Here is a 13,069-nt window from a genome sequence, read left to right on the forward strand (position 1 = left end):
GCACTAGCGCGGTGGTCCCACCTGACCCCATGCCGAACTCAGAAGTGAAACGCCGTAGCGCCGATGGTAGTGTGGGGCCTCCCCATGCGAGAGTAGGGAACTGCCAGGCATCAAATTAAAGTCCTGCTGAAAGGCAGGCAAATGACACCGGTTAACAGAATGACCTCTCTGTTAACGTAAAAGAATCGGTGGTGCGGTAGTTCAGTCGGTTAGAATACCGGCCTGTCACGCCGGGGGTCGCGGGTTCGAGTCCCGTCCGCACCGCCACCCTATTTAGGGGCGTAGTTCAATTGGTAGAGCACCGGTCTCCAAAACCGGGTGTTGGGAGTTCGAGTCTCTCCGCCCCTGCCAGATAAAAACCCTTCGTGTATACGAAGGGTTTTTTTTCGCCTGTCGATCGGCAACCGCATATTTTCTCCTTCTCCTTCTCCTTCCTTTTCTCTCTCCTTTTGTCTTAGTCTCCTTTTCTTCTCGTTTTCCCTTTTTACTCCGTCTACCAGCTCAAGCCTTCATTGTTTCCTGAGCGGAATCGTTCCCTTTTTAGCCTGTTTTCGCTGAAAACATGTACGAATTGATTGTTCTATAGGGATGTGATCAGGCTCATTATTCATTTTTTCCTATGTACTACAACTAAGCATCATCCTGAGTCAGTGTGCCAGTTGAAACGGGCAGGGCTAAGCCCACTCATATTGCCTGAAGCCAGAATGTCAGGCCCTCACTGAGCGATGAAAGTCTGCTGTACCCCCCACACATCACAATAACAGCGTAGCCAAAGACTACCCGCGAGGAGAAGAATTATGTACAGGCGATTACTGATAGCAGCTGCTGTTGCATCCACGCTCTGTGGCGCAGCGCAGGCTGCCCCATTGGTTGTAGGTTTTTCCCAGATAGGATCAGAATCAGGATGGCGCTCCGCTGAGACAAAAGTCTCGAAGCTGGAGGCAGAGAAGCGTGGCATTACCCTGAAAATTGCCGATGCGCAGCAGAAACAAGAGAACCAAATCAAAGCCATTCGTTCATTCATTGCACAGGGTGTTGATGCCATTTTCATTGCCCCTGTGGTCGCCACCGGCTGGGCGCCGGTATTAACTGAAGCCAAAGAAGCCAATATTCCGGTCTTCCTGCTCGACCGTACCATTGAGGTGAGTGACCCTTCGCTTTATACCGCGGCTATCGCCTCAGACAGCGTGCACGAAGGTGAAGTAGCGGGTCAGTGGTTGGTTAAGGAAGCTGCCGGCAAGCCGTGTAATGTTGTGGAATTACAGGGAACCGTGGGGGCCAGTGTCGCCATTAACCGTAAGAAAGGGTTTGCTGAAGGCATTGCCTCTGCGCCAGGGATCAAAATTATCCGCTCTCAGTCCGGCGACTTTACCCGCAGTAAGGGCAAAGAAGTCATGGAAAGCTTTATCAAGGCCGAGCAAAACGGCAAAAACATCTGTGCGGTCTACGCGCATAACGATGACATGGCCATTGGCGCAATACAGGCCATTAAAGAAGCCGGCCTGAAGCCGGGTTCACAAATCAAAATTGTCTCTATTGATGGCGTGCCTGACATCTACAAAGCCATGCTGAATGGCGAGGCCAATGCCTCGGTAGAGCTGACGCCAAATATGGCCGGCCCGGCATTTGATGCGCTGCTGGCAATGAAGAAAAACGGCACCCAACCGCCAAAATTTATCCAGACGGCGTCAACGCTGATGTTGCCGGATACGGCGCAAGAAGAGTATGACCAAAAGAAAAATATGGGTTACTGAGTGCTGAGCCGGTACCGCCTGCGGTACCGGCTTTTTTCACCATAGGTTGCACTGACACCAGGGCGCACAGAGGTAAGCGATGGAAAATCCGCACACTGAACCTTTGCTTGAGATTCGCGGCTTATCCGTTGAATTCCCAGGCGTGAAAGCATTGCAGCAGGTTGATTTTACGTTAGACCGCGGCGAGATTGTGGCGCTGCTGGGCGAAAACGGCGCCGGTAAATCGACGCTCATCAAAGCGTTAACCGGCGTTTATCGCCGCGCAGAAGGAACCATCCGGCTCGAGGGCCAATTCATTGATCCTGTCAGTACTGCTCAGGCGCAAGCGCTCGGTATTGGCACGGTTTATCAGGAAGTCAATTTACTGCCGAATATCTCCGTGGCGGCCAATTTGTTTATCGGCCGGGAGCCTACCCGCTTTGGCATGGTTAATCAGGCACGTATGGAACGCCAGGCAGAGACATTGTTGGAAAGCTATGGGCTGCATCTGGACGTCAGCCAGCCGTTGTCTGTCTATTCGATTGCAATACAACAGATTGTGGCCATTGCCCGCGCGGTTGATCTGTCGGCGAAAGTGCTGATTCTGGATGAGCCGACCGCCAGCCTGGATGCCAAAGAGGTCAGTATGTTACTGGAGATCCTGGCACAACTGCGGGATCGCGGTGTCGCGATGATCTTCGTTACCCATTTCCTCGATCAGGTATACCGCATCAGCGATCGCATCACGGTATTGCGTAATGGCGCGCTGGTCGGCACCCGTGCCACGGCGGCGTTGCCCCGGCTGGAACTGGTGCAGATGATGCTGGGCCATAGCTTTGATGAGGCGTTACTGAAAAGGGCTGACCATGCGCCGGCACAGGGGGCACCGTGGGTAGAGTTTACCGGCTACGGCCGCCGGGGCGTGGTAGAGAATTTTGATCTTACGGTGCGGCCTGGCGAGATTGTCGGGCTGGCAGGGTTACTGGGTTCCGGCCGCACGGAAACGGCACAACTGATTTTTGGCATCCGGAAATATGACTCCGGCCGGGCGAAAGTGCAGGGGCGGGCGGTGAAGGTGAATACCCCACGTAAAGCGGCCAGGCTCGGCTTTGGTTATTGCCCGGAAGATCGTAAAACAGACGGCATCGTAGGGGCGGCGACGGTGCGTGAAAATATCATTCTGGCTCTACAGGCACAGCGGGGCTGGCTACGTCCGATCCCGTTTAAAGAACAACAGCAGATTGCGGCCGACTTCATCAAACTGCTCGGCATCCGTACCCCCGGGCCGGAACAGGAGATCCAATACCTTTCCGGCGGCAACCAGCAAAAAGTCCTGCTTTCCCGTTGGCTGGCGACCCGGCCCAAATTCCTGATTCTGGATGAACCCACCCGCGGGATTGACGTCGGTGCTCATGCGGAGATTATCCGGCTGATTGAAAAGCTGTGTGCTGATGGGCTGGCGCTGCTGGTGATTTCATCCGAACTTGAGGAGCTGGCTGGGTATGCGGATCGGGTGGTGGTGCTGCGCGATCGGCGACATATCACCACCATTGAGCATGATGAGATCAGTGTTCCGGCCATTATGAAAGCCATTGCCGTGCAATAGGAGCCCGCCATGAACCACAGGAGCGTACCAATGACAGGCACTCCCCGCAAAATTCGCTGGGTTATCCCTAAAGGCGCTACGCAGTTTGGCGCGCTGGCGATTATTTTGCTGATAGACAGCCTGGTCGCCCCGCATTTTTTCTCTGTTCACATTCAGGATGGCCGCCTGTTCGGCAGCCTGGTCGACATTTTTAACCGTGGTGCGCCGGTGGCCTTGCTGGCGTTGGGAATGACTCTGGTGATTGCCACCGGCGGCATCGATCTTTCAGTTGGTGCCGTGATGGCGATAGCCGGGGCCACCGCCGCAACCCTGACCAGTGCCGGGCAGCCGCTGGCTGTGGTGCTGCCGGCCGCGTTGGCGGTGGGGGCGCTGTGTGGGTTATGGAATGGTTTTCTGGTGGCGGTTTTACAGATTCAGCCCATCGTCGCCACCCTGATGCTGATGGTCGCCGGGCGCGGCATTGCCCAGCTGATCACACAAGGGCAGATCGTCACCTTTGATGGCGGCACCTTCTCCCATCTGGGCAGCGGTGCGCTTTTCTACCTGCCGATGCCGATTATCATCGCCGCCGTCATGTTATTGGCCGTATGGCTGTTGACCCGCAAAACGGCACTCGGGCTGTTTATTGAATCCGTGGGGATTAACCTGCGTTCTGCATACAACGCGGGGGTCAATACCCGGCTGGTGCTGGTTGCGGTGTATGTGATTTGTGGGATCTGTGCCGCAGTGGCGGGGGTTATCGTCACGGCGGATATCCGCGGGGCGGACGCCAATAATGCCGGGTTATGGCTGGAGCTGGATGCGATTCTGGCTGTGGTCATTGGCGGCGGCTCGCTGCTTGGCGGGCGCTTTAACCTGCTGCTCTCCGTGATTGGCGCCCTGATCATTCAGGGTATGAACACCGGCATTCTGCTTTCCGGTTTTAAACCGGAGTTTAACCTGGTGCTGAAAGCGGTAGTGGTGCTGGCCGTTCTGGTGGTGCAGTCGCCGCGCGTCTCCCTGCGTGGCCTGTTACGGAGAAAACCCTGATGCTGAAACGTAATCTTCCGCTGTTAATCACCATCGTGGTGTTTATCCTGGGGTATGCCTACTGCCTGACCCAGTTCCCTGGTTTTGCCTCAACCCGCGTCATGGGGGATCTGCTGACCGACAACGCATTTCTGGGCATCGTCGCGGTCGGCATGACGTTTGTTATCCTGTCCGGCGGTATTGATCTGTCGGTCGGCTCAGTGATTGCCTTTACCGGTGTGCTGTTGGCTAAACTGATTGGCGATATGGGGATTAACCCCTTTGCCGCGTTTGGCATCGTGCTGGTGATGGGCGCGCTGTTTGGCGGGGTGATGGGATGGATTATCGACACGCTGAAACTGCCGGCCTTTATCATTACGCTGGCCGGGATGTTCTTTATCCGCGGCATGAGTTTCATCGTCTCTGAGGAATCCATTCCCATTGATCACCCGGTCTATACCACGCTTGCCAGCTATGCCTGGAAAATGCCGGGCGGCGGCCGTTTTACGTTACTGGCGCTGGTGATGTTAATCGTCGTGGGGATCGGTATCGTGCTGGCGCACCGCACCCGTTTCGGCAATAACGTGTACGCCATCGGCGGCAATGCGCATTCTGCGGGCCTGATGGGCGTGCCGGTACGCAAAACCACCATCTATATCTACATGCTCTCCAGCACACTGGCGGTATTGTCCGGCATTGTGTTTTCGCTCTATACGTCGGCAGGCTACGCGCTGGCGGCCAGCGGTGTAGAGCTGGATGCGATAGCCGCGGTAGTGATTGGCGGTACGTTACTGAGCGGGGGCGTGGGCACCGTGCTGGGCAGCCTGTTCGGCGTGATGATTCAGGGCCTGATTCAGACGTACATCACCTTTGACGGCACCCTCAGTTCCTGGTGGACCAAAATCGTGATCGGGATTCTGCTGTTTGTCTTTATCGGCATGCAAAAAGGCATGAACGTCTTCTGGATTGCCCGGCGGGCCAGGCTGCGTCATCCCCGTCCTGACGCGGCAGCGTCTTAGACTTCGGTCTGTACCGGCGTTTTCAGCAACAGCCGGATCAGCGCCTGCTGATCGCTGTTTTGCAGCCACACCGCATACAGGGGGCGGACGAGGGTAGGGATATCGTCGTTCACCTCCAGTTTCGGGTAGAGGCGTGCCCAGTGGCTGGGCAGGAAAGCACATCCCCCGGTGGTTTCAACCAGTTGACGGGTCAGATGGGCAGAGGTGGTGGTTAACATCGGTTCCTGATCGTTTGAAATGATCCGGCTCTCATGCTGAGTAAAATCTGCGCCCCATTCCAGCCGGATGTAATTTCTGCGGGAGGGCGGGCCGTTCTGCAAACCGGTAAAAAGACGTAACGAAAAATTACCCATCAGCTGGCTCGCCAGCTCATCCATTTTCGGCTGTTCTGTGGTGATCAGCAGATCCAATTCCCGTTCATGCAGCTGTTTAACCAGAGAATGGCGTAACGCCACCCTGGCCTCCAGCTGTAGCGCGCTGTGCGTCTGATAGAGGGTTTGCAGCCAGGGCGTGAGAAACGCTTCCCATAGTGAGGCCGTCGCACCAATGGACAGCTCCGCATGTTGCAGGGAGCGCACCACCTCTTTCTTGGCCTGCTGCCAGGTACTCATCAGGCTTTCCGCATAGGGAAGCAGCCGCTCACCGGCCGGCGTCAAACGGATGTTATTACGATGACGGGTGAACAGATTGGCACCCAGCTGGTTTTCAAGCTGACGGATACGAAAACTTACCGCAGATTGTGTCAAATACAGTGATTCCGCCGCGCGACCAAAATGGCGAGTTCTACTGACCTCCAGAAAGGTTTTCAGTAATTCCGTGTCCACACCCATCTCCAAAATTTTTTGTCGTATAGATTTAAATGTTTTGTTTTACACAATGTCAAGCCTAACTAATACTCCGCGCCATAAACAGCACGGCCATGAATGAATTAGGAGCGTGTCAGATGGCGGAAAGCTTCACCACGACAAATCGTTTTTTTGATAACAAACACTATCCGCGCGGGTTCTCCCGCCACGGCGATTTCACCATTAAAGAGGCGCAATTGCTAGAGCGCCACGGCTTCGCGTTCAACGAGCTGGATTTGGGAAAACGCGACCCGGTGACTGATGAAGAAGTGCAGTTTCTGGCGGTCTGTCGCGGCGAGCGCGAGCCGGCGACGGAGGCTGAGAAGGTCTGGACTAAATACGTAACCCGTATCCGCCGTCCGAAACGCTTCCATACTCTGTCGGGCGGCAAGCCGCAAATGGATACCGTCGAAGACTACACCGAAAGCGACGATTAATACTCAACGGGGCCTGCGCCCCGTTTTTATTTGCCCGCTATTCACTCTGCTGATGCAGTGTTAAGAGTAGTCGATCCATACAGCGATAGCTGAGCGCTTCCGCGAGATGTGAACGCTGAAGGGCAGGTGCACCTGCCAGATCGGCAATGGTTCTTGCCACTTTCAAAATACGGTGCCAGGCGCGCACTGATAACCCCAGTTTGGTTAACACGTTTTCCAGAAATTGCGCGTCCTCTGATGACAGCGCGCAAAAGCGATCAATTTCATGGCTGTTGAGCTGTGCATTGATTTTGCCCGCCCGCGTCAGTTGCACTTCGCGCGCAGCCATCACCCGCAGGCGGACGTCCCGGCTCGTCTCTCCCGGCGGGCGCGTGCGGCTCAGGGTGCCCGGCGGCAGCAACGGCACTTCAATCGACAAGTCAAACCGGTCGAGAAAGGGGCCGGAAAGGCGGCCGAGGTAACGCAGCACCTGCTGGGAAGACGTGCGGTGGTGCAGGCCCTGATAGTTGCCGGTCGGGCTGGGGTTCATGGCGGCAATCAGTTGTACGCGGGCCGGGAAGCAGACCTTCGCCCGTGTCCGTGAAATGGCAATCTCGCCGGATTCCAGCGGCTCACGCAGGGCATCCAGCACCCGGCGTTCAAATTCCGGCAACTCATCCAGAAACAGCACGCCGTTATGGGCCAGCGAAATTTCGCCCGGCCGCGGCAGGGAACCACCGCCCACCAGTGCCGCCATTGAAGAACTATGGTGAGGGGCGCGAAAAGGGCGCGTGCGCCACGCCCGCGCATTGCCGCCCACTTCCACCAGGCTGGCGACCGCACTGCTCTCCAGCGCCTCCTGATCGGTCAGCGGCGGCAACAGCCCATTCAGGCGACAGGCCAGCATACTTTTCCCGGTGCCGGGCGGCCCCAGCAACAGCAGGTTATGGCCACCGGCGGCGGCGATCTCCAGTGCCCGTTTCGCCTGCTCCTGACCAATAATGTCATTCAGGTCGGGGGTATCGCTCTCTGCCTCCTGGGGCGGCAACGGTGCCACAGCCGGTAACGTGGTGTCACCCGCCAGAAAGTGGCAAACCTGTAACAGATCCCTGGCGATCAGCGCCTGCCCCGGTGCGATCAGCGTCATTTCAGCGGCGTTATCTGCAGGCAGAATTAATTGCCGCCCGGCTTTCACCGCTTCCAGCGCCGCCGGAATGGCCCCATTCACGCCACGCAAATCCCCTGAGAGCGCCAGTTCACCCAGAAACTCATAACGGGACAGCGTATCTGCCGCTAATTGCTCTGAGGCGACCAGAATGGCCAGCGCAATCGGCAGATCGTAACGGCCGCCCTCTTTGGGCAGATCAGCCGGGGCCAGATTCACCGTGATGCGCTTCGCCGGAAAAGCAAAACCGCTGTTGATCAGGGCACTGCGCACCCGATCACGCGCTTCTTTTACCGTGGTTTCCGGCAGGCCGACCAACGTCAGGGCAGGCAACCCGTTGCTGATATGCACTTCAACGGTGACGTCAGGTGCCTGTACGCCCAGGGTCGCGCGGGTCGCGACAACGGCCAGTGCCATAATGCCTCCTTGCAAAAAGCGCATCATCGCGCCGCCTTCGTGTCATGGATAGCAGCAACCTCGTATCCTGGAACTCGTCTGCCGGAAAAAACTCGTACATCAGCCGGTTACCCGGTTTTCCTGAGAGCCGCATTCCAATGGGCAATACTCGCTAACAGATCCTCGCGCGCTGAAACAAATTAGCCTCCTAATTATCTTGGCAGCCGGACGCCGGGCGTGTATTTAACAATTAGAAAACATATGGCGGTAAAAAATAACATCTCAGGCGCGCCCTGATCCGGGGCAGCGCTCCTCACGCGGTACGCTATAAAAGGGATATCTCATGTTTGGATGGTCACCCCAGCAACGTAATGTTGCTATCGCCAGCTTCCTGAGCTGGACGCTGGATGCGTTTGATTTTTTTGTGCTGGTGTTTCTGCTCAGCGATATCGCGCAGGCGTTCCAGGTTGATATTAAACAGGTAACGTTGGCGATCCTGCTGACACTGGCAGTCCGGCCGATAGGCGCGCTGTTGTTTGGACGGGCAGCGGAGCGTTTTGGCCGTAAGCCGGTGCTGATGGTCAATATCCTGTTCTTTTCTGCGTTTGAACTCTGCTCCGCGGCGTCCCCCTCTCTGGCCTTTTTTCTGGTACTGCGGGTACTGTATGGCGTTGCGATGGGCGGCATCTGGGGTGTGGCCTCGTCACTGGCGATGGAAACCATCCCTGATCGCTCACGCGGGCTGATGTCCGGTATTTTTCAGGCCGGTTACCCGTTCGGTTACCTGCTGGCGGCAGTGATTTACGGCCTCTGTTTTGAGGCCGTCGGTTGGCGAGGTATGTTCATTATCGGTGCCGTTCCCCTGCTTTTGCTGCCTTTTATCTACTTTTGCGTGCAGGAGTCGCCGGTCTGGCTTGCCGCCAGGGCGCGTCATGAGAGCACGGCGCTGCTGCCGGTGCTCAAAACGCACTGGCGTTTGTGCGCTTACCTGGTGCTGCTGATGGCCGCCTTCAATTTCTTCAGCCACGGCACGCAGGATCTCTATCCGGCTTTCCTGAAAGTTCAGCACGGTTTCACCCCGCAATTGGTCAGTATCATCGCCGTTGCCTACAACATCGCGTCCATTATGGGCGGGGTATTTTTTGGCGTGTTATCAGAAAAAATCGGCCGTAAAAAAGCCATTATCATCGCCGCGTTGCTGGCTTTGCCGGTCATTCCCTTGTGGGCCTTTTCCGGCGGCAGCTGGATGCTGGGGCTGGGTGCGTTCCTGATGCAATTCATGGTGCAGGGCGCGTGGGGTGTGGTGCCGAGTTACCTGACGGAGCTGGTGCCGCCGAATACCAGAGCGGTGCTGCCGGGCTTCGTTTATCAGCTGGGTAACCTGATCGCCTCGGTTAATGCCACCTTGCAGGCGTACATCGCTGAAAGCCACGGCGGCAATTATGGGCTGGCGATGGCTATCGTCGCCGGGACGGTCGCCATCGTGATTGCGGTGCTGGTGGCATTGGGGCGTGATACCCGTGGGCAGGCCCTGAACCGTGATGTTGCAAAAAATTCATCTGGAAAAAGTGTGGCTACCCATTCAGGGGTGAGCCATTGATTTTCAAACTAATTATTTAAACGCTTCCGGCGGGCTGGTGAATAGTCACGCAAAAAAAGTATTGTCATCGTTTAAGCGCCTGTGATAACTCTGTAGACATTAATTCGACAGATGAAGAGTGTCAGACCCGTATATGAAAGCCCTGTTCCAGGTAGTTAGCCTAGTCGTGATTAGCGTGGTGGTGATTATTATCCCACCGTGCGGGGCTGCACTTGGACGAAGAAAGGCTTAGAAAACAAGTCTGAAACTGAAGAGAACCCCCGCACCGTCAGGTCCGGGGGTTTTTTTATGGCCGGTGAAAAGTGAAGCGAGGACAGAAGATGAACAACAGCATAAAATTCTGCGCTTCCCGCAGTAAGGCGGGGGAATAACTATGAATGGTGCACAGTGGGTTGTACAAGCGTTGCGCGCACAGGAAGTGGACACGGTATTCGGCTACCCCGGCGGAGCCATCATGCCGGTGTACGATGCATTGTATGACGGCGGTGTAGAACACCTGCTGTGTCGCCATGAGCAAGGCGCTGCGATGGCAGCAATCGGCTATGCCCGCGCCACCGGCAAAGTCGGGGTGTGCATTGCCACTTCCGGCCCCGGCGCAACTAACCTGATCACCGGCCTGGCCGATGCGCTGCTCGACTCCATCCCGGTGGTCGCCATCACCGGCCAGGTTGGGTCCGCGCTGATCGGCACCGATGCCTTCCAGGAAATCGACGTGCTGGGCCTGTCGCTGGCCTGCACCAAACACAGTTTCCTGGTGGAATCACTGGACGCGCTGCCGGGCATCATCGCTGAAGCCTTCGCTATCGCCGCGGGCGGCCGCCCCGGCCCGGTACTGATTGATATCCCTAAAGATATCCAGCTGGCCGTCGGTGATCTGACGCCGCATCTGATGCCGGTCGAAGAGCAGCAGGTTCACCCGGCAGCCGAACTGGCGCAGGCACGTGAGATGCTGGCGCAGGCGCGCCAGCCGATGCTGTACGTCGGCGGCGGTGTCGGTATGGCGCAGGCGGTACCGGCCTTACGCGCCTTTATCGCGGAAACCGGCATCCCGGCGGTCGTGACCCTGAAAGGGCTGGGCGCGCCGGATGCGGACCACCCGTGCTATCTCGGGATGCTCGGGATGCACGGCACCAAAGCCGCCAACCTGGCAGTACAGGCGTGTGACCTGCTGATCGCCGTCGGCGCGCGCTTTGATGACCGCGTCACCGGCAAACTGAACGCGTTCGCCCCGCACGCCAAGGTCATCCACATGGACATCGACCCGGCGGAAATGAACAAACTGCGCCAGGCGCATGTGGCATTACAAGGCGACCTGAATACCTTGCTGCCTGCCCTGCAACAGCCGCTGGAGATTGACGGCTGGCGTCAGGAGGTCATGGCGCTGAAAGCGGCCAACGGCTGGCGTTACGATCACCCCGGCGACGCCATTTACGCGCCGCTGTTCCTGAAACAGCTTTCTGACCGCAAACCCGCAGACACCGTTGTCACCACGGACGTCGGCCAGCACCAGATGTGGGCCGCCCAGCACATGACGTTCCGGCGCCCGGAGAATTTCATCACCTCCAGCGGGCTGGGCACTATGGGCTTTGGCGTGCCGGCCGCGGTCGGTGCGCAGGTTGCCCGCCCGGACGCCACGGTCATCTGCGTGTCTGGTGACGGCTCGTTCATGATGAACGTACAGGAGCTGGGCACCATTAAGCGCAAGCAACTGCCGCTGAAAATTGTGCTGATCGACAACCAGCGGTTGGGCATGGTGCGGCAGTGGCAGGAGCTGTTCTTTGAGAGCCGCTTCAGTGAAACCAACCTGTCCGATAACCCCGACTTCCTGATGCTGGCCGCCGCTTTCGGCATCCCCGGCCAGCGTATCAGCCGTAAAGAAGAAGTAGATGCCGCCCTGGACGCCCTGTACCGCAGCGAAGGGCCGTATCTGCTCCAGGTTTCCATCGACGAAAACGAGAACGTCTGGCCGCTGGTGCCGCCGGGCGCCGGTAACGAATCTATGTTGGAGAAAATGTCATGATGCAACATCAGGTATCCATTCAGGCCCGCTTCCGCCCCGAGATGTTAGAACGTGTCCTGCGCGTGGTGCGCCACCGTGGTTTTCAGGTCTGCGCGATGAACATGGGCCAGACCGGCAACAGCGACAACATTAATATCGAATTGACCGTTGCCAGCCAGCGGCCGGTGGATCTACTGTCTAGTCAGTTACGCAAACTGATGGACGTCGCCTGCGTCGAAATCCAACAACACACATCACAACAAATACGCGCCTGAAGCGTCAGAGGGAAAAGAAGCATGACTAAGAAAGCGGATTATATTTGGTTCAATGGCGAGATGGTTCCGTGGGCAGAGGCCAAAGTACACGTGATGTCCCATGCCCTGCATTACGGTACGTCTGTCTTTGAAGGCGTGCGTTGCTACCAGACCCATAACGGCCCGGCGATTTTCCGCCACCGCGAACATATGCAGCGCCTGCGTGACTCCGCCAAAATTTACCGCCTGCCGGTTTCCCAGAGCGTGGATGAGCTGATGGAAGCCTGCCGCGCGACCCTGCGTAAAAACAACCTGACCAGCGCCTACATCCGCCCGCTGGTGTTTGTGGGCGATGTCGGCATGGGGGTTAACCCGCCGGATAATTACCAGACCGATGTGATCATCGCGGCCTTCCCGTGGGGCGCGTATCTGGGTGAAGAGGCGCTGGACCAGGGCATCGATGCCATGGTTTCTTCCTGGAACCGCGTAGCTGCCAACACCATCCCGACCGGCGCGAAAGCGGGCGGTAACTACCTCTCCTCCCTGCTGGTGGGCAGCGAAGCGCGCCGCCACGGTTACCAGGAAGGGATCGCGCTGGACGTGCACGGCTATGTTTCTGAAGGCGCAGGCGAAAACCTGTTTGAAGTCAAAGACGGCATCCTGTTCACCCCGCCGTTCACCTCGTCCGCCCTGCCGGGCATCACCCGTGACGCCATCATCAAGCTGGCGAAAGATCTGGGCATCGAAGTGCGCGAACAGGTGCTGTCGCGTGAATCCCTGTATCTGGCAGACGAAGTGTTTATGTCCGGTACCGCAGCGGAAATCACCCCGGTGCGCAGCGTGGACGGCATTCAGGTTGGCATCGGCAAATGCGGCCCGGTCACCAAGCGCATCCAGCAAGCCTTCTTTGGCCTGTTCACCGGTGAAACCGAAGATAAATATGGCTGGCTCGATCCGGTCAACCCGCAGTAACGCCGACTAAAAAAAACAGCAGGCGGCCGTTCCCCGCCTGCGTATCAGAATAACTG

12 protein-coding genes, 2 tRNA genes and 1 rRNA gene are annotated in these 13,069 nt (G+C 57.2%); 13 read left to right on the forward strand and 2 right to left on the reverse strand.

Annotation, left to right across the window (positions count from 1 at the left end):
* The 7 genes from rrf to yjfF form a co-directional block, all read left to right on the forward strand.
* Positions 1 to 109 (forward strand): 5S ribosomal RNA (gene rrf / locus JK232_RS19030); the annotation flags it as partial.
* 81 nt (positions 110 to 190) lie between these two features.
* Positions 191 to 267, forward strand: a tRNA-Asp gene (locus JK232_RS19035).
* An 8-nt stretch (positions 268 to 275) separates the two neighbouring features.
* Positions 276 to 351: transfer RNA gene (locus tag JK232_RS19040), tRNA-Trp, on the forward strand.
* A gap of 446 nt (positions 352 to 797) precedes the next feature.
* Complete coding sequence (gene ytfQ / locus JK232_RS19045; protein WP_072931218.1) at positions 798 to 1,754, forward strand: galactofuranose ABC transporter, galactofuranose-binding protein YtfQ; 957 nt, start codon at positions 798 to 800, stop codon at positions 1,752 to 1,754.
* 79 nt (positions 1,755 to 1,833) lie between these two features.
* Positions 1,834 to 3,339 carry a galactofuranose ABC transporter, ATP-binding protein YtfR gene (gene ytfR / locus JK232_RS19050; RefSeq protein ID WP_072931230.1) on the forward strand — a complete coding sequence of 502 codons (1,506 nt, stop codon included), beginning with the start codon at positions 1,834 to 1,836 and terminating at the stop codon, positions 3,337 to 3,339.
* 9 nt (positions 3,340 to 3,348) lie between these two features.
* Positions 3,349 to 4,368, forward strand: a complete 1,020-nt coding sequence (gene ytfT, locus JK232_RS19055) for a galactofuranose ABC transporter, ATP-binding protein YtfT (RefSeq protein WP_101828915.1) — start codon at positions 3,349 to 3,351, stop codon at positions 4,366 to 4,368.
* On the forward strand, positions 4,368 to 5,366 hold the full coding sequence (gene yjfF / locus JK232_RS19060) for a galactofuranose ABC transporter, permease protein YjfF (RefSeq protein WP_072931234.1): 999 nt from the start codon (positions 4,368 to 4,370) through the stop codon (positions 5,364 to 5,366). The genes ytfT and yjfF overlap by 1 nt, the downstream gene beginning before the upstream one ends.
* Here yjfF and hdfR read toward each other — a convergent pair.
* The gene (gene hdfR / locus JK232_RS19065) at positions 5,363 to 6,190 is read right to left on the reverse strand and encodes an HTH-type transcriptional regulator HdfR (protein ID WP_072931444.1); all 828 of its coding nucleotides are present in this window, start codon (positions 6,188 to 6,190) and stop codon (positions 5,363 to 5,365) included. The two genes, yjfF and hdfR, sit on opposite strands and share 4 nt — an antisense overlap.
* A gap of 119 nt (positions 6,191 to 6,309) precedes the next feature.
* Here hdfR and JK232_RS19070 point away from each other — a divergent pair, with 119 nt between their 5' ends.
* Positions 6,310 to 6,648 carry a MaoP family protein gene (locus JK232_RS19070; RefSeq protein WP_072931236.1) on the forward strand — a complete coding sequence of 113 codons (339 nt, stop codon included), beginning with the start codon at positions 6,310 to 6,312 and terminating at the stop codon, positions 6,646 to 6,648.
* Between the two features lie 37 nt (positions 6,649 to 6,685).
* Here JK232_RS19070 and JK232_RS19075 read toward each other — a convergent pair whose 3' ends face one another.
* Positions 6,686 to 8,209 carry a YifB family Mg chelatase-like AAA ATPase gene (locus JK232_RS19075; protein WP_212589589.1) on the reverse strand — a complete coding sequence of 508 codons (1,524 nt, stop codon included), beginning with the start codon at positions 8,207 to 8,209 and terminating at the stop codon, positions 6,686 to 6,688.
* 322 nt (positions 8,210 to 8,531) lie between these two features.
* Here JK232_RS19075 and JK232_RS19080 point away from each other — a divergent pair, with 322 nt between their 5' ends.
* From JK232_RS19080 to JK232_RS19100, 5 genes are all read left to right on the forward strand, one after another.
* Entirely contained in the window at positions 8,532 to 9,788 is a 1,257-nt protein-coding gene (locus JK232_RS19080; protein ID WP_101855090.1) for an MFS transporter, read from the forward strand.
* A gap of 133 nt (positions 9,789 to 9,921) precedes the next feature.
* The gene (ilvL, locus tag JK232_RS19085; RefSeq protein ID WP_072931242.1) at positions 9,922 to 10,020 is read left to right on the forward strand and encodes an ilv operon leader peptide; all 99 of its coding nucleotides are present in this window, start codon (positions 9,922 to 9,924) and stop codon (positions 10,018 to 10,020) included.
* A gap of 141 nt (positions 10,021 to 10,161) precedes the next feature.
* Positions 10,162 to 11,808: an acetolactate synthase 2 catalytic subunit gene (gene ilvG / locus JK232_RS19090; RefSeq protein ID WP_072931244.1), complete on the forward strand. Its 1,647-nt coding sequence runs from the start codon at positions 10,162 to 10,164 to the stop codon at positions 11,806 to 11,808.
* Positions 11,805 to 12,062, forward strand: coding sequence for an acetolactate synthase 2 small subunit (ilvM, locus tag JK232_RS19095; protein WP_072931246.1), 258 nt, complete (start codon positions 11,805 to 11,807; stop codon positions 12,060 to 12,062). Before ilvG ends, ilvM begins: the two co-directional genes overlap by 4 nt.
* Positions 12,063 to 12,083: 21 nt before the next feature.
* Positions 12,084 to 13,013 carry a branched-chain amino acid transaminase gene (locus JK232_RS19100; protein ID WP_072931248.1) on the forward strand — a complete coding sequence of 310 codons (930 nt, stop codon included), beginning with the start codon at positions 12,084 to 12,086 and terminating at the stop codon, positions 13,011 to 13,013.
* Positions 13,014 to 13,069: the final 56 nt, after the last annotated feature.

Origin of the sequence: Nissabacter archeti, from assembly GCF_018257325.1 — a bacterium.
Lineage (GTDB): Bacteria > Pseudomonadota > Gammaproteobacteria > Enterobacterales > Enterobacteriaceae > Chimaeribacter > Chimaeribacter arupi.